Source organism: Thioclava sp. DLFJ5-1 (assembly GCF_002020115.1).
Taxonomy (GTDB): domain Bacteria; phylum Pseudomonadota; class Alphaproteobacteria; order Rhodobacterales; family Rhodobacteraceae; genus Thioclava; species Thioclava sediminum.
Genome location: NZ_MPZU01000001.1, coordinates 430,633 through 445,987, shown reverse-complemented (window position 1 = coordinate 445,987; position 15,355 = coordinate 430,633). Strand labels below are relative to the sequence as shown.

Sequence of the window (15,355 nt, the reverse complement as noted above, 5' to 3'; positions counted from 1 at the left end):
ATGGGGCGCATCCAGAACAGCATCCGGCGTTTCGCCCGCGAGGAAGACGGTACGATCCTCGTCTTCTTCGGGATGAGCCTCGTGGTGGTGCTCGGTCTGGTCGCGCTCTCCTTCGATCTGGGCCGGCTCGGCAGCACCCGCTCGGAGCTGCAATCCTTCGCGGATTCGGTGGCGCTGGCGGCTGCGGGCGAACTTGACGGCAATTCCGACGCGATCACCCGCGCCGATGCGGCCGCTCAACTCATCGTCGACAGCCAGACGTTTGCGACTGGCGCGCAGGTGCTGGGAGCTGCGAACGATGTGACCCTGACCTATCTCAGCGCCCTGCCGGACAGCGACAGCGACGCGACAAACGCGGTGACCACCGATCCGGCGAAGGCGGCCTTCGTGCGCGTTGATGTCAATGAGCGCGAAGTTCAGGGCGTTTTCGCAGCCGCTTTCACCACGATGGGCGGGTATGACGCGTTCGACGGTTCGGCCACGGCGCAGGCGGTGGCGGGGCTCGAAATTCTCGCCTGCGATGTCACGCCCTTGATGTTCTGCGTCCCGCCCGGCTTCGACGCGGAAAAGAATATCGGACAGATGATCCTGCTGCGCTCGGGCGGAGGCGGCGATGCCGCCTGGGGGCCGGGCGATTTCGGGTTCCTCGATCCGAATGGCGCGAAAATCGATGACGAGGGGCCTTGCGCCAAGAAATCCGGCGCGCAGCTCGACGCCTGCCTGCTCGGCGCCGTCAGCAAGATCACCCAATGCTTCAACCAGCGCGGCGTCGACCTCGAACCGGGCCAGAAGGAAGGGCGCAACGCGGCGATCTTCAACGTGCGCTTCGACATGTATCAGTCGATCATGAACGGGCTGAGCAACGATCCCGATTATGCGCCTGCGCCCAATGTCATCAAGGGGATCGTTGCCGCCAATCCGAGCGGGAAGGATGGCACGACGTCGAATGGCGGCGGGAAAAATACCTGCATCAAGGAAAATGAAGAGCTTTCGCCCGATACGGTCGGCCTGCCGCGTGACGATTGCTTCATGGAAGGGGCCGCTGAGCCCTGCGGTCGCTTCGGCGATGGCGACTGGTCGCAGGGCCGCATCACCTACATGCAGAAGAATTATGGCATCGACATCACGGCGGAGGGTGCCACGGATCCTTTCGCGGATGCCGACACCCGCTATGACCTCTATCTTGCCGAGATCGCGGCTGCGGCTGGCGGCGACATTCTCTCCGGGCGCGCCGAGACGGGCCTGCCGAGCTGCGCACCCGCGGCCGCCCCTAATGCCGACCGACGCGTGCTGATCGTCGCGGGCATCGATTGCAGCGCGGAGACGGGCACGGTTATCAAGGGCGCGGCCACGGATGTCCCGGTGAAGGAATTCGTCAAAGTCTTCCTCACCGAGCCGGTGGGCGAGGACGGATCGAGCCCGCCGACGATGGATATCTGGGGCGAAGTGATCGGGTCCGCCAGCAATGGCGACCAAGAGGAGCTGGGCACGGGCGGCATGGTCCGCGACGTCGTCCAGCTTTACCGGTGAGCGCGATGCGGTGGTTTCGCGCATATCGCCTCCGCGCCCCGCGCCGCATCTGGCGCAACGACGAGGGCGCGCAGCTGGTGGAATTCGCGCTGGTGCTGCCGCTGATGCTCATCCTCTTCGCGGCGATCATCGAGAGCGGGCGGATGTTTCTTGCCTATCAGACGGTGATCGGCGGGGTGCGCGACGCGAGCCGCTACCTCGCCCGGATCACCCCGCGAGACATCTGCGAAACCGGCGGCAGCGTCGACGATCAGGCGGCGACGCTCGCGAATATCGTCGGCAACGCGATCACCGGCGGCAGCGTTCTGGGGGGCGGGATCACCGTCACGACGGTGGAGCCGAGCCTCGATTGCATCGAAGGCAGCTATCGTTTCGGCGATGCGCCGATCGTCGAAGTGGCGGCGAATGTCACGATCACCTTCCCCTTCGCCGGTCTCTTCACCCTCATTACACCCACGACGCTCGGCACCGTCACCACGACGATCGCCGACCAGAACCGGGTCTTCGGCTCATGACCGGGCCTCTCGCATATCACGCGCGCGCACTGCGCCGTTTCCTGCGCGACGAGGAGGGCGCGACCCTTGTCGAGTTCACGCTGGTCTTTGGGCTCTACCTGCTGGTGTTCTTCGGGCTTCTGGATTTCGGGCGTCTGGCCTTTCACTATGTGAATATGCAGCGCGGGTTGCAGGTCGCGGCGCGACTGGCAGCGGTGCGTCCGGCGGCATGTGCCGGCGTGCCGGAGATGAATGAGCGCGGCGTGACGCCAAAAGACGAGACCGAGCCACAATTCGGTACGAATTGCAGCGCCAAGAGCTGGGTCTGCGCGGCTCCCGCCACGGTGAGCTGCTCGGGCGCGACGACGAATGCGACCGTGGCCGAGATCTGGCCGATCGTCGCCCCGGCGCTGCCCAATGGCTCGACCGCGGCGAACCTGTCCTTCAGCTATTCCTACGATTCCGAGCTTGGATTTCTCGGCGGGCCCTATGTGCCGATGGTCACCGTCGAATTGCAGAATGTGAGCTTCCAGTTCGCGACGCCGCTGGGCGCGCTGGTGGGGCTCGTGACCGGCACTGCCGATGAAAATCTTGATGCAGATATCGCCTTCCCGAGCATGAGCACGTCGATGCCGGGCGAGGACCTCGCGCAGGGCGCGGGAAGCTAAAGCAAGGGGAGACATGAAATGACCCGTAGAACCAAACCGATATTCCTGGTGCCCGAGCCGAGCGCGCGCGACCTTGCCGCGCCCGCTAAGCGCCGGCTGACCTTCTCCGCCGAGGCCGAGCGCCTGACGCATGCGCGGGCGCCCGACGAAGAGGGGCAGGTCATCGCGGTCGCGCGCAGCCGCGGCGGGATCGGGGCCACGATGCTGGCAGTGAATCTCGCCCATCAACTGGCGGCTCAGGGTGTGAAGAAAGGTCAGGCGCCGCGCCGCGTCGGGCTGATTGACCTCGATCTGCAATTCGGCATGGTCGCGGGTTTCCTCGATCTCGATCCGAGCCCGGCGCTCTACGACATGGCGCGCAGCGGCGCGGTGCCGGACGAGACCTTCCTCGATCAGTCGATCCAGCATTCGAAAGACGGGCTGGAAGTGCTCTGCGCCCCCGCCGCTTTCGCGCCGCTCGGTGCGCTCGGGGCCGATCAGGTCACCGAACTCATCACGCTGATGCAGGCGCGCTGCGATTACGTCGTCGTCGATCTGCCGCATGCGCTGATCGATTGGGTCTCGCCGGTGCTGGCGCGCGCGTCCCTGATGTATCTGGTGACCGATCTCGCGGTGCCTTCGCTGCAGCAGGCCCGCCGCCTGATCGACGCCTATCACGAGGAGAACCTCGCGCTGGAGATCGAGGTGGTCGTGAACCATCAAAGCCGTCCGCTGATGCGCTCGCGGGTGCAGCAGGAGGCGGCGAAGGCGCTCGATCGCGATCTGAGCCACTGGCTGCCCGACGACCCGCGCGCCGCCAAGGAGGCTGCCGATCGCGGCGTGCCTCTTGCGCGGATCGGGCGGCGCTCTGCGCTGTCGAAAGCGATTGCCGGTCTGGCGAAGGGGCGGCTCGCGCAGAGCGCGGCCCGGACGAATTGAGGGGGAGCACGAGATGTTTCGCAATTTCACGGATCGCGGGTCGAAACCGACCGAGACCGAAAAGGTGATCCCGCTCGGCAAGCGCTTCGCGGGCAGCCCGCCGAAAGACGCGCGCGAGATGGCCGCACAGCAGGTCGCGCCCAAACCGCCCGCGCCCGAGGTCGACGAAGAGAGCCAGCGTCGCGCGCTGGAGCTGAAAAGCCGTCTGCATGACGCGCTTCTGGACCGGCTGAACCTGTCGATGCTCGACAAGGTCGTGCCCGAGGAGCTGCGCCGCGAAGTGGCGGCGCTGGTGAGCGAGGAGCTGCGCGACGCGAAAACCCCGCTGCGCGCGGAGGAATTCAAGACGCTGGTCGACGAGCTTCTCAACGAAGTACTGGGGCTCGGCCCGCTGGAGCCGCTACTGGCCGACCCGTCGATCAACGACATTCTCGTCAATGGCTGCAACCGCGTCTTCGTCGAGCGCCACGGCGTCCTCGAGCGCACGGCGGTACGCTTCCGCGACGAACGCCACCTGCTGCGGATCATCGACAAGATCGTCTCGCGGGTGGGCCGCCGGATCGACGAGAGCAACCCTTGGGTCGATGCGCGGCTCGAAGACGGTAGCCGCGTGAACGCGATCATCCGGCCCTGTGCGATTGACGGGCCGAGCCTGTCGATCCGCAAATTCGCGCGCCAACCCTATACGATGGAGCGGCTTGTCGAGACCGGGATGATGACGGGGGCTGCGTCGCGGTTCCTGCACGGGCTGGTGCATGCCCGCAAGAATATCCTGATCTCGGGCGGCACCGGCTCGGGCAAGACGACGCTTCTGAACGCGATCTCGGCCGCCATCGACCCGCGCACGCGGATCGTGACGATCGAGGACGCCGCCGAATTGCAGCTGCAACAGGAGCATGTGGTGCGGCTGGAAACCCGCGCGTCCAATCCGAACGGGCAGGGCGCGGTGATCCAGCGCGATCTGGTGAAGAACGCGCTGCGGATGCGCCCCGACCGGATCATCGTGGGCGAGGTGCGCGGCTCGGAAGCCTTCGACATGTTGCAGGCGATGAACACGGGCCATGACGGCTCGATGACCACGGTCCACGCCAATTCCGCGCGCGACGCTCTGGGGCGGATCGAGCAGATGGTGACGATGATCGGCCTCGACATGCCGCTCAACGCGATCCGCTCGCAGATCGCCTCCGGCCTCGACATCGTCGTGCAGATCGCGCGCATGTCCGACGGTCGCCGCCGAGTGCTCTCGATCTCCGAGATCACCGGGCAGGAGGGCAATATCGTGATGATGCAGGACATCTTCACCTTCCGCAAAACCGGCACCTCCGCCGATGGCGTGATCGAGGGCGAGTTCACCGCCACCGGCCTGCGTCCGCGCTGCCTAGAAGACCTGATCGCGGCGGGTGTCGCGGTCGATCCGTCCGATTTCAAGATGCGGGGGAACTGAGCCATGTGGGAGATCATCGAAAAGGACCTCGCCGCCTATGTCGCCTATAGCGGCATCGCGCTTGGCGTTCTGCTGGCGCTGACGGGCGGCCTGCACCTGCTCAACCGCACCGAGACCAGCGGTGAGGCCAAGAGCCGCCGGATGAAGATGATCGCGAAGGGGCGCGACACCGAGGAGATGCTCGCGCTGCTCAAGCCCAACCCGCGCAAGGGCTGGATTGCCCGGCTGCCGAAGCGGTTCGACCTGCCGCGTCTGCTGCATCGCGCGGGCTTCCGGATCGGGCCGGACAAGTTTCTGCTGATCTGTGCCGCGTTTGCGATCGGGAGTTTCGTGCTGGCGCTCGCGCCGCTTGGTCCGCTGCGGGCGGCCTCTGCGGCTGTGACGATCGGGCTGGTGCTGCCCTTCATGGTGCTGCGCTCGCGGGCGACGCAACGGATGAAAGTGCTGACGAGCCAGCTGCCTGATGCACTCGACATGCTCGCGCGGGGTCTGAAGATCGGCCATCCGCTGAATATGTCGATCGGCGCCGTGGCCGAGGAGATGCCCGATCCGATCGGCACCGAATTCGGCATCATCTTCGATCAGGTGACCTATGGCGAAGACCTGCCCGACGCGGTGCTGGAATTCGCTGAGCGGGTGGGGCTGGAAGACGCCGACTATCTCGCGGCCAGCATCGGTATCCAGCACGGCACGGGCGGCGATCTCGCCCGCGTGCTCGAAGTGCTGGCGGCGACGACGCGGGGCCGGATTTCGATGCGGCGCAAGATCCGAGCGATCTCGGCGGAGGGGCGCGCCTCGGCGTGGTTCCTGACCGCGCTGCCCTTCATCATGTTCGGCTTCACGTCGCTGATTTCGCCGAATTACTACGGCGAGGTCGCCGATCATCCGATGTTCCGCACGATGGCGATCATCGTCGTCACGCTGATCATCCTGAACGCCGTGGTGCTGCGCCGTCTGGTGCAGTTCCGGATCTGAGCCGGGGAGAGAGAGCATGTTGATGACACGGATCGAGGATTTCGCGCTTCGGATGGGCATCGCGCCCGAGACGCTTCTGGCCGCTGGGATCGGCTTCGGCCTGCTGCTTCTGATCGTCGGGCTTCAGGCCGCCTTCCAGCGCGACCGCGCCGTCGAGCGCATTGCGGCCATCGGCGGGCCGAAAACGGGAGGACGCGCCGAGCACGGCTATCTCAAGGCGCCGGAGGCACGTCCGGGCCAGATCCTGAAGGCCTTCGTGCCCGCCGACCGCCAGACCCGCTCCAAGCTGGAACGCAAACTTGCGCAGGCCGGGCTGTCCGGGGCCAGCGCTTTGCGCCGCTTCACCCTGGTCCGGATCGCGCTGGGCGTCTGCCTGCCGGGTATTTTCATGGGGCTTCTGTTCGCCGCACGCAGCCCCGAAATCGGCCTACCGATGGGGCTGGATGCCCGTCTCGGCAGCCTGAGCGGCATGGCGACCTATCAGATCCTGACCGGGCTCGTCGCAGGCGGCTATCTGCTGCCGCTTATGTGGCTCAACAGCCGGATGCGCGAGCGGCGGCTGCGGATCGAAGAGAGCTTCCCGAACGCGCTCGATCTGATGCAGGTCGCGATCGAGAGCGGCATGGGGTTCGATGCGGCGATGACCCGCGTGGGCAACGAGCTTGCGGAGACGTCGCCGGAGATTTCCTTCGAGTTCCTCTCGGTGCAGCGCCAGGTTCAGGCCGGGCGCGAGCGCGAGGCGGCACTGCGCGACATGGCCGACCGGACCGGGGTCGAGACCGTGCGCGCCTTCGCCAATGTCGCGAGCCAGTCGCTGCGCTTCGGAGCCTCGATGGCGCAGGCGTTGACCACCTATGCGGCCGATCTGCGCGGTATCCGCGAGATGCGGGCCCAGGAAAAGGCCAATCGCCTGCCGGTGCAGATGTCAGGGGTTCTGGCCTCGCTGATGCTCCCGGCGCTGATCCTGATCGCCGTTGGCCCGGTGGTGATTCGCTATTTCGTGAATTACGCGCAGTAAATCGAATCGTTTCCAAATTCGATCTTTTCCCAAAGCATTGTTTACGGACAATTTTTTCGGCCGAAATGTCGACTTAAATGCCGAATATGCAACCTTTGATTGCAGTGGGTATCAATAGAATCATCCACAGGAGGCTGTGGATATAGTCCAAATGGCTAGCTTAGGAATTAACGCATTTAGGGGTTACGCTTAGAGATGGTCTACGCGCTGTCACGCACATAAGTGGGCCACATATAATAGTTTCTGGGGATGGTGGGGACCACGCGGGACTATGGGACAGCCGGGGCTTCGCCCGGGCAAGAGCGCGCTATCGAAGCGGGCATGATTGGGGCCGTTGCACAGTGGTGTGAGTGTCTGCACGGGACGAACCCGCTGCGCATGGCGCTAAGATATCTGACCGACAGTATCGGAGCCGAGGCCGTCATATTGGCGCGCTATCCGCGGGATGCGGGCGCATCGGCACGGGCGTTGGTCCATGACAGGGCGCGATCCGGCTGCCGGCTTCCGCTGGAGCAAAGCTTCGCAGGCGATCTGCTGGGCGATTATCTCGACAAGGCGAAACGGGGCTCGACCTGGTATCGCTCGATGCAGGACGAGGACGTGCCGCAGGCGGTCGCTTCGGCACTGGCCCGGCGCAACCTTGTCGAAATGGTCGTCATTCCGCTCGAGATCAGCGATCGCTGGGTCGATACGCTGGAGCTGCATTTCACCGAGAAGCTGCGCCAGTATCAGCAAGCGGTGCTGACCACGCTCGGCGATACGCTGAGCCGCACTTGGCACAACCGCGCCCGCGGCATGTTCACCGAGACCTTGCTGAAATCGGCCGCCAAACAGGCCGCGCCGCTCATCGGCTCGCCGATCCTGAGCGCGGATAACCCGGCGCGTCTGAGCCGTTCGGAATATCGCGTCTGCCTGCTGCTGCGTCATGGCCAGTCGCCCGACCAGATGCTCGCGGAGCTGGGGATCAAGGAATCCACCCTGCGCACCCATCTGAGCAATCTCTACGCCAAGACCGGCGCGCGCAATCTGGCGGAACTGACCTTCCAGCTCGTCTCCGAACTGCCCTTCGAGCTCGCCGGCGCCAGAGCCGGACGGGTCGCATGACCGGGCAGCTCCTGCCGCTGGCGGCGCTGGCCCCGGTCTTGATCTGGGTCGCGCTCAGCGATCTGCGCGAGATGCGCATCCCGAACAAGATCGTGCTGATCACGCTTGGCTTCTTTGCGCTCTGCGCCCCGTTTCTGGGCCCGCACGAACTGAGCCTGCGCCTTGCCGCGGGCGCGATCACCTTCCTCGTCGGCTACGTCTTTTTCGTGCTGCGCGCCTTCGGGGGCGGGGACGTGAAATTTCTCGCGGCCCTGATGCTATTCGTACCCTCTGCGGCGATGGGGGAGTTTCTGATCGCCTTTTCCGTCGCGCTTTTTGCGGGCTCGGCGCTGACGGTGGGGTTGCAAAGCGCGCCGGTCGCGACGCGGCTTGGGCCCCGCTTGGGTTGGAAGAGCTGTTACGCACGGGGAAAGCTCCCGATGGGCGTCTCGATCGCGCTTGCGGGTCTGGCTTTGCCTTATCTGGTCGGCGGGTAGGCCCCGCCAAGGGAGGACCTATGTCACGCAAGATTTGGACCAAGTCGCTCGGAGTGGTCGCTCTGGCTTTGTGCACGGTCAGCGCACCACTTCTCGCGGACGAAACGAAGCCCGACGTCACCGAACGCGCGCAGGCGCTCGTCTGGGGCTCTGGCGATGTGAAACCCGATCCACAGACCGGGCTCTCGATGTTGGAGGACGCCGCGGCGCAAGGCGATCCCGAAGCGGCTTTGGCCGCAGGTGACCTGCTCCTCTGGGGCGGTCCTGTCGCTGCGGATCGTGATCGCGCCGTTGGTTATCTCGAACAGGCGGTCGAAGCGGGCAGCTGGGATGCGCACCGTCTGTTGGGCAAGCAGCTGATCGGCGGCTGGGCTTTGCCACGCGACACTGCGCGCGGGGTCGACCTGCTTGAGACGCAGATCGCAAAGGGCGATGCGAAAGCGGCGCTGATCTTGGGCGAGGCCTATCTCTACGGAACGGGACTGCCGCGCGATTATGCCAAGGCGCGCGACCTGTTCGAGACCGCAGCAGAGGCGGGCGACGCGACCGGATTGTGGAAATACGGCGAGACGCTGATGTGGTCGCAGCGCGATCCGAAGACAGCGCAGGCGGTTCTCGAACGCGCTGGCGCGGCGGGTGTCGATGGCGCCTATGCGACGCTGGCCGAGGGCGCGATGTATGGCTATCTCGGCAGCGGAAAGGTTTCGCGCGCGAAGTTCGACGGCTATGCCAAGGCCGCCCGCGCGGCCGGAAACGAACGGATCGAAGTGCTCGACGCCACGCGCCGCATCTGGGGTATCTCGATGCGCGGCGATGGCAAACAGGCGGTGGCGCAACTGCGCGAGGCTGCCGAAGCGGGCAACAAGACCGCAGCGCGCTATCTGGTCGGTCTCCTGCGCGACGGCAACTCCTATAACGTCCGGCGCGATCCCAAGGGGGCATCGGACTTCCTCGAAGCGCATAGCGATCTGTTCACGCCCGCAGAACGTGAGAATTACGCGATGACGATCCGTGTGGCGAGGCATCGGCACGATGCCGATTTCGCACCGCTCGCAGGAGAGATCGCGCCCGCCCGGGGGAAGATGAATGCCGCGCAGGCGCGCGATCTGTTCAAAGCCAATCCGAGGCTCGCGGTCTATATGATCCAGAAAGACCTTGCCGATAAGGGGCTGTATCGCGGCCCGCTCGACGGGTTTGCCGGGCGCGGTACGCTGCGTGCGATGGAGCGTGCCTGTGGCACGATGCCGGGCGATATGGCCTGCCGTGACGGGGTTCTGGCGCCCGAGATCGTCGGCGCGATGCTGCGCGAAGGGTGGGGCTCGTAAGTGACATCGAAGGTTCTGGTCACCGGCGGCGCGGGCTTCATAGGCTCGCATTGCTGTAAGGCGCTGGCTGCGGCGGGGCACGCCCCCGTCGTCTTCGACGATCTGTCGCGCGGCCATGCCGATGCGGTGCGCTGGGGGCCTCTCGTCGAGGGCGATCTGCGCGACCGGGAACTGGTCGAGAAAACGCTCAAGGAGCACCGGATCGACGCTGTGATCCATTTCGCGGCGCTGGCCTATGTCGGCGAGAGCGTGGCCGAACCCACCCGCTATTACGACGTCAATCTGGGCGGGATGACCGCGCTTCTGGGCGCGATGCAGGCGGTGGGGCTGGACAAGATCGTCTTCTCGTCGAGCTGCGCCACCTATGGCACGCCCGCGACGCTGCCGATCTCCGAGGACACGCCGCAAAACCCGATCAACCCCTATGGCCGCAGCAAGCTGATCTGCGAATGGATGCTGGAGGATGCCGCCGCCGCGACCGATCTGCGCTTCGCGGCCCTGCGCTATTTCAACGCGAGCGGCGCCGACCCGAGCGGCGAGATCGGCGAGCGGCACGATCCCGAGACCCATTTGATCCCGCTGGTGCTGCGCGCGGCCTCGGGGCAGGGCCCGGCGGTGAAGGTCTTCGGCACGGATTGTCCCACGCCCGACGGCACCTGCATCCGCGATTACATCCATGTCGACGATCTGGCCCGCGCGCATCTTCTGGCGCTCGATCACCTGCAGGGCGGCGGCGACAGCCTGAAACTGAACCTCGGCACCGGGCGGGGCGCGTCGATCCGCGAGGTGATCGCCTCGGTCGAGCGAGTGACGGGGCGCAAAGTGCCCTTCGAGGACGCCCCACGCCGCCCCGGCGATCCGGCGGAGCTGGTGGCCGATCCGTCCCGTGCGCGCGACGCCTTGGGTTTTACCGCGCGCTACCGTGAACTTGACGAGATCGTGTCTCATGCCGCCCCGTGGTTCGGCCTCTGACCTCGGGTTCGCGCTCTGCCGGGGTTGAGCCTGCCGCCCAGCCATCTATCTTGCGGCTCAACGCAATTCAGGAGGCTCTCATGGCAAGCGACGCAATCGATCCGCAACTTCTCGACCGGCTGGCCGAGGTTGCCGTGCAGGTGGGTCTGAACCTGCAAGACGGTCAGGATCTGGTGTTGACCGCGCCCGTCGAGGCGCTGCCGCTGGTGCGCCGGATCGCCGCCGAAGCCTATCGCGCGGGCGCAGGCACCTTCACCCCGATCCTCAGCGATGGTCAGATCACGCTGGCCCGGTTCGAGAACGCGAAGGACGAAAGCTTCGACCGCGCACCCGACTGGCTCTATCAGGGCATGGCGAAGGCTTACGAGAGCGGCGCGGCCCGCATGGCGATCGTCGGCGAAGACCCGATGCTGCTGTCCGAACAGGACCCCGAGAAAGTCTCGCGCGCCGGCAAGGCCAACTCCATTGCCTATAAACCGGCGCTGGAGAAAATCTCGAATTTCGAGATCAACTGGTCGATCGTGAGCTACCCGACGGTGGCCTGGGCCAAGCGCGTCTTCCCCGATCTGCCGGAAGAGGAAGCCGTGGGCAAACTGGCCGACGCGATCTTCGCCGCCTCGCGCGCCGACCAACCCGATCCCGTCGCCGCATGGGAGGCGCATAACGCGGCCCTGCGCAAGCGCCGCGACTGGCTGAACGAGCAGCGCTTCTCGGCGCTTCATTTCACCGGTGGTGGCACCGATCTGACCGTGGGCCTCGCCGACGATCATGAATGGAGCGGTGGTGCCTCCGAGGCCAATAACGGTGTTGTCTGCAACCCGAACATCCCGACCGAAGAGGTCTTCACCACGCCCCATGCCGAGCGCGTCGACGGGGTCGTTCGCGCGACCAAGCCGCTGTCGCATCAGGGCAGCCTGATCGAGAATATCGAGATGCGCTTCGAGGGCGGCAAAGTGGTCGAGGCGAAGGCCAGCCGCGGCGAGGCGGTGCTGCAGAAGCTGATCGACACCGATGAAGGCGCGCGCCGTCTGGGTGAGGTCGCGCTGGTGCCGAACGGGTCGCCGATCTCGGCCTCGGGGCTGCTGTTCTACAATACGCTCTACGACGAGAATGCCGCCTGCCATATCGCGATGGGGCAGTGCTATTCGAAATGCTTCATCAATGGCGGCGAGCTGAGCGAGGACGAGGTCGCGGCGAAGGGCGGCAACAGCTCGATGATCCATGTCGACTGGATGATCGGCGGCCCCGAGACCGATATCGACGGTATCAAGCCCGACGGCACCCGCGTCCCGGTCTTCCGCAAGGGCGAATGGGCCTGATAGCCCGCAAGACCTGACAAAGTTTAGTGCCCGACGCGCCGATTGGTGTGTCGGGCGCTTACATTTTGTGCAGGTGCGGCGAATTTCGCCTCACGCGGCGCAGTTCGTTGCGCCCGGCGTAGGATGGCACCGCTGCGCGTGGCCGCTGCTTGACGAAAACGGAAACTGGGCGAAATCTGAATATACGGGTCGGGCTTGGCCGACCCTCTTGGGCAACTCGCGCACCCTTGCGCTGTGTGAAGGGCCGCCCGGCCGACGCAGGTTTTCGATCCTCCTCCCCGAAAACGCGTTCAGGCCGGGCGGTGCCCAGCCTGACCAGCAAGAAATCGAGATTTCCGCCCGCTTAGTTCCCGGTATCGAGGCTCTTCGAGATCAGTTCTTCGCGGCTCTTGGCGAGCGAGGGATGGATCAGCGCATTCTCGATCGCGGCGACCTGCGTGAAGCCTATGTCGTTGAGCTTCTTCCCGTTCGTAAACTCCGCAGCGCGCGCTTGATCGAACATGCTGAGATGCGGATCGGCCGGCATGAAATAGGCCGGGTCGGACCCGCTCGAGCTCTGCTTGGGCGACTGCGATTGCGGCCCAAGGTCACCGGGCGGCTGCGACGTGACACCGGCTTGCGCGATACCGGCCCCAAGGCCAAGCGCCACTGCAAGGCTGCAACCGAAAGTGGCGGCGGTAAAACGGGTCGTCATAGGCAGTTTCCTCATTTCTTCTTCAGGGCCATACGGATCAGCGTTTCCTTCGCCGTGCGGTCGACATTCTGAACCAGCGCTTCCTTGATCTGCACGATCTGGCGGTCAGTCAGGTTGGACAGGTCGACATTGCCGACGAGGAAATGCACGCGTTGGATCTCCAGCGCATTGAGCGGCTGCTGCTGCGCGGCGGCCAGCGAGGGCAGCGCGGCGCAGGCGAGGGCGGCGATCAGGGCGATCGATTTCATCATGAGTCTCCTCAGGGTGCTCTTCCCAACGAAAATGCAGTTGCGCGCGCGTGGGACAAGCGTGGTCGCGCGCAAGTTTCGGTGAAGGTCGCTTGCCCTATGCGTCAAGATGGGGATTCACATCGCGAATTCATCATGATACCGTAACTATTAACAAGCAGAGGGCAGACATAAGCTCTCGCGAAATACGGGCAGGATCGAGGCAATGAAGGCGGGCTATCAGGGCACCTTCGTCATTTCATGGGCGCAGACGGAAATCGACGGGACCCCGGTGCCGCCGCTTGAGGTCGTGACCGTGGGCGCATGTTGGCGCTGGACGGGACAGGCGATCTGCGTGGACGGGCCCAATGATCGGCTCATCTTGCACAATGCGCGCGGCGAGGCGGAGCGGCGCACGAAAGCCGCCCGCGCGGTGCGTCGCCTGCTGGGCGAGGCCGTGGGACATCCGCGAACGCTCGACGATCCTGACGAGACCGAGACGCCCAATCAAAGTTTTACCGTGACCGATGGCTATCACGCCTATGTCGTCACCTTGATCGAGCTGCCCGAAAGCGGCACGCGTATCCTGATGTTCGCCGGTCGGATGCCGCCGGTGGACAGCGATCTGTGGGTGGTCGACCGGGCGCTCGATCTGCGTCCGAAAGCGGCGCGGCAGGGGCCTGCGGGCGTCATCTGTTTCACCCCCGGTACGCTGATCGAGACCGACCAGGGCCGCCGCCCGGTCGAGGCGTTGCGCGAAGGCGGCCGCGTGCTGACCCGCGATGACGGGGCGCAGCCGATCTGCTGGATCGGTCGGCGCGACATCTCTGGCGCGCGGCTCCATGCGATGCCGCATCTGCGCCCGGTGCGGATTTCGGCAGGGGCCTTCGGCATCGCCCGGCCCGATCGCGATCTGATCGTGTCGCCGCAACACCGGATGCTGGTGCGCGGGCGCGCGGCGCAGGCGCTGTTTGCCGAGGACGAGGTGCTGGTGCGCGCCTGCGATCTGGTGAATGGCCGCCAGATCCGCTTCGAGGGCGCGCTGCGGGGCCTGAGCTACATCCACCTGATGTTCGAGCGCCATCAGGTGCTGACCGCGAACGGGCTTGAGACCGAAAGCTTCCACCCGGCCTCCACCCGGCTCGAGATGATCGCCCGCGACCAGCGCGCCGGGCTCGAGGCGCTGGTGCCCGAGGTCGAGGAAAATCCGCTCAGCTATGGGGCCTTCGCGCGTCGGGCGCTCAAGCCCTCCGAGGCCGCGATCCTGCGCCATGATCTGGCCGCCTGAACGGGCAAATCCGCTGGAAATCGCTGCAGGCTTGGGCTGTGCGTCAGATGCACGGCTTCGTGCGCATTTTGCGCCTTTTCTCTGCCCGAACGTCGCCTTAGCTTCGGGACAAAGGAGATATCAATGACCAGACCCGTCGTCGGCATCATCGGCAATAGAGGCCTCGTAGGTGACCGCTATCCCGTCCATGAAGGTGGGCAACTCAACTCGGAAGCGGTGAGCAAGGTCTCCGATTGCATCCCGCTGCTGATCCCCGCCGATCCCGAATATGTGTCCGTTCAGGAGTTGATGGAGGTCTGCGACGGCTTCCTCCTGACCGGCGGGCGCCCGAACGTCCACCCGCATGAATATGGCGAAGAGCCGACCGAGAAGCACGGCACTTTCGACCGCGCCCGCGACGCGATCACCCTGCCGCTGGTGCGGGCCTGTGTCGAGAACGGGCAGCCCTTCCTCGGCATCTGCCGGGGCTTTCAGGAGGTCAACGTCGCGATGGGCGGCACGCTTCACCCCGAGATCCGCGAGCTTCCGGGGCGATTGAACCACCGGATGCCGCCGGAGGGGACGCTCGAAGAAGGGTTCTCCAACCGCCACATGGTCACGCTCACCCCCGGCGGTCGGTTCGCGCGTCTCTTCGGCGCGGATGAGGTCGAGACCAACACGCTGCACGGGCAGGGCGTCTGCACCGCCGGTACCCGGATTGTGATCGAAGGGCGCGCCCCCGATGGTACGCCCGAGGCGATCTATGTTAAGGACGCGCCGGGGTTTACCCTATCGGTGCAATGGCATCCCGAATGGCGTGCGGCGGAAGATCCCGTCTCGCGCCCTCTGTTCGAGGCATTCGGCGATGCGGTGCGTGCTTGGGCGCGCGGCGAACGGCCCGCCGCCTGCGTCGCCTGAGCCGCA

16 protein-coding genes are annotated in these 15,355 nt (G+C 65.4%); 14 read left to right on the top strand and 2 right to left on the bottom strand.

The annotated features are described in order from the left end of the window. The 12 genes from BMI86_RS02165 (at nt 1) to BMI86_RS02110 (ending at nt 12,243) form a co-directional block, all read left to right on the top strand. Complete coding sequence (locus tag BMI86_RS02165) at nt 1–1,530, top strand: pilus assembly protein TadG-related protein (protein WP_078539561.1); 1,530 nt, start codon at nt 1–3, stop codon at nt 1,528–1,530. Nucleotides 1,531–1,535: 5 nt separating this feature from the next. Continuing rightward, nucleotides 1,536–2,045: a TadE/TadG family type IV pilus assembly protein gene (locus tag BMI86_RS02160; RefSeq protein WP_078540406.1), complete on the top strand. Its 510-nt coding sequence runs from the start codon at nt 1,536–1,538 to the stop codon at nt 2,043–2,045. Then, nucleotides 2,042–2,692, top strand: a complete 651-nt coding sequence (locus tag BMI86_RS02155) for a TadE/TadG family type IV pilus assembly protein (RefSeq protein ID WP_078539560.1) — start codon at nt 2,042–2,044, stop codon at nt 2,690–2,692. Before BMI86_RS02160 ends, BMI86_RS02155 begins: the two co-directional genes overlap by 4 nt. 18 nt (nt 2,693–2,710) lie before the next feature. Continuing rightward, nucleotides 2,711–3,610, top strand: a complete 900-nt coding sequence (locus tag BMI86_RS02150; RefSeq protein WP_078539559.1) for an AAA family ATPase — start codon at nt 2,711–2,713, stop codon at nt 3,608–3,610. Nucleotides 3,611–3,623: 13 nt separating this feature from the next. Beyond that, the gene (locus BMI86_RS02145) at nt 3,624–5,054 is read left to right on the top strand and encodes a CpaF family protein (protein WP_078539558.1); all 1,431 of its coding nucleotides are present in this window, start codon (nt 3,624–3,626) and stop codon (nt 5,052–5,054) included. A gap of 3 nt (nt 5,055–5,057) precedes the next feature. Then, nucleotides 5,058–6,029, top strand: a complete 972-nt coding sequence (locus BMI86_RS02140; protein WP_078539557.1) for a type II secretion system F family protein — start codon at nt 5,058–5,060, stop codon at nt 6,027–6,029. 16 nt (nt 6,030–6,045) lie between these two features. Next, on the top strand, nt 6,046–7,047 hold the full coding sequence (locus BMI86_RS02135) for a type II secretion system F family protein (RefSeq protein WP_143594661.1): 1,002 nt from the start codon (nt 6,046–6,048) through the stop codon (nt 7,045–7,047). A gap of 378 nt (nt 7,048–7,425) precedes the next feature. Further along, nucleotides 7,426–8,151: a helix-turn-helix transcriptional regulator gene (locus tag BMI86_RS02130; RefSeq protein WP_168173768.1), complete on the top strand. Its 726-nt coding sequence runs from the start codon at nt 7,426–7,428 to the stop codon at nt 8,149–8,151. Beyond that, nucleotides 8,148–8,627 carry a prepilin peptidase gene (locus BMI86_RS02125; RefSeq protein WP_078539555.1) on the top strand — a complete coding sequence of 160 codons (480 nt, stop codon included), beginning with the start codon at nt 8,148–8,150 and terminating at the stop codon, nt 8,625–8,627. The genes BMI86_RS02130 and BMI86_RS02125 overlap by 4 nt, the downstream gene beginning before the upstream one ends. A gap of 20 nt (nt 8,628–8,647) precedes the next feature. Then, on the top strand, nt 8,648–9,952 hold the full coding sequence (locus BMI86_RS02120; protein WP_078539554.1) for a tetratricopeptide repeat protein: 1,305 nt from the start codon (nt 8,648–8,650) through the stop codon (nt 9,950–9,952). Next, nucleotides 9,953–10,924 (top strand): UDP-glucose 4-epimerase GalE, encoded by a 972-nt coding sequence (gene galE / locus BMI86_RS02115; RefSeq protein ID WP_078539553.1) that lies wholly within the window; start codon nt 9,953–9,955, stop codon nt 10,922–10,924. Between the two features lie 80 nt (nt 10,925–11,004). Beyond that, entirely contained in the window at nt 11,005–12,243 is a 1,239-nt protein-coding gene (locus tag BMI86_RS02110; RefSeq protein ID WP_078539552.1) for an aminopeptidase, read from the top strand. A gap of 343 nt (nt 12,244–12,586) precedes the next feature. On the opposite strand, the gene BMI86_RS02105 is transcribed toward BMI86_RS02110, so the two are convergent. Together BMI86_RS02105 and BMI86_RS02100 are read right to left on the bottom strand one after the other, a co-directional pair. Further along, a complete protein-coding gene (locus BMI86_RS02105) occupies nt 12,587–12,937 on the bottom strand; it encodes a hypothetical protein (protein WP_078539551.1) in 351 nt (116 codons plus the stop codon). 11 nt (nt 12,938–12,948) lie between these two features. After that, on the bottom strand, nt 12,949–13,185 hold the full coding sequence (locus BMI86_RS02100; protein WP_143594660.1) for a hypothetical protein: 237 nt from the start codon (nt 13,183–13,185) through the stop codon (nt 12,949–12,951). 205 nt (nt 13,186–13,390) lie between these two features. On the opposite strand from BMI86_RS02100, the gene BMI86_RS02095 reads away from it, so the two are divergent. Further along, nucleotides 13,391–14,452 carry a Hint domain-containing protein gene (locus BMI86_RS02095; protein WP_078539549.1) on the top strand — a complete coding sequence of 354 codons (1,062 nt, stop codon included), beginning with the start codon at nt 13,391–13,393 and terminating at the stop codon, nt 14,450–14,452. Between the two features lie 123 nt (nt 14,453–14,575). Continuing rightward, nucleotides 14,576–15,349, top strand: coding sequence for a gamma-glutamyl-gamma-aminobutyrate hydrolase family protein (locus BMI86_RS02090; RefSeq protein ID WP_075774454.1), 774 nt, complete (start codon nt 14,576–14,578; stop codon nt 15,347–15,349). Nucleotides 15,350–15,355 lie beyond the last annotated feature (6 nt).

What these genes read in the sequence shown, in the direction of transcription:
- BMI86_RS02165 (WP_078539561.1), top strand. Translation starts at nt 1, where the DNA reads ATGGGGCGCATCCAGAACAGCATCCGGCGTTTCGCCCGCGAGGAAGAC.
- BMI86_RS02160 (WP_078540406.1), top strand. Translation starts at nt 1,536, where the DNA reads ATGCGGTGGTTTCGCGCATATCGCCTCCGCGCCCCGCGCCGCATCTGG.
- BMI86_RS02155 (WP_078539560.1), top strand. Translation starts at nt 2,042, where the DNA reads ATGACCGGGCCTCTCGCATATCACGCGCGCGCACTGCGCCGTTTCCTG.
- BMI86_RS02150 (WP_078539559.1), top strand. Translation starts at nt 2,711, where the DNA reads ATGACCCGTAGAACCAAACCGATATTCCTGGTGCCCGAGCCGAGCGCG.
- BMI86_RS02145 (WP_078539558.1), top strand. Translation starts at nt 3,624, where the DNA reads ATGTTTCGCAATTTCACGGATCGCGGGTCGAAACCGACCGAGACCGAA.
- BMI86_RS02140 (WP_078539557.1), top strand. Translation starts at nt 5,058, where the DNA reads ATGTGGGAGATCATCGAAAAGGACCTCGCCGCCTATGTCGCCTATAGC.
- BMI86_RS02135 (WP_143594661.1), top strand. Translation starts at nt 6,046, where the DNA reads ATGTTGATGACACGGATCGAGGATTTCGCGCTTCGGATGGGCATCGCG.
- BMI86_RS02130 (WP_168173768.1), top strand. Translation starts at nt 7,426, where the DNA reads ATGGCGCTAAGATATCTGACCGACAGTATCGGAGCCGAGGCCGTCATA.
- BMI86_RS02125 (WP_078539555.1), top strand. Translation starts at nt 8,148, where the DNA reads ATGACCGGGCAGCTCCTGCCGCTGGCGGCGCTGGCCCCGGTCTTGATC.
- BMI86_RS02120 (WP_078539554.1), top strand. Translation starts at nt 8,648, where the DNA reads ATGTCACGCAAGATTTGGACCAAGTCGCTCGGAGTGGTCGCTCTGGCT.
- BMI86_RS02110 (WP_078539552.1), top strand. Translation starts at nt 11,005, where the DNA reads ATGGCAAGCGACGCAATCGATCCGCAACTTCTCGACCGGCTGGCCGAG.
- BMI86_RS02105 (WP_078539551.1), bottom strand. Translation starts at nt 12,937, where the DNA reads ATGACGACCCGTTTTACCGCCGCCACTTTCGGTTGCAGCCTTGCAGTG.
- BMI86_RS02100 (WP_143594660.1), bottom strand. Translation starts at nt 13,185, where the DNA reads ATGAAATCGATCGCCCTGATCGCCGCCCTCGCCTGCGCCGCGCTGCCC.
- BMI86_RS02095 (WP_078539549.1), top strand. Translation starts at nt 13,391, where the DNA reads ATGAAGGCGGGCTATCAGGGCACCTTCGTCATTTCATGGGCGCAGACG.
- BMI86_RS02090 (WP_075774454.1), top strand. Translation starts at nt 14,576, where the DNA reads ATGACCAGACCCGTCGTCGGCATCATCGGCAATAGAGGCCTCGTAGGT.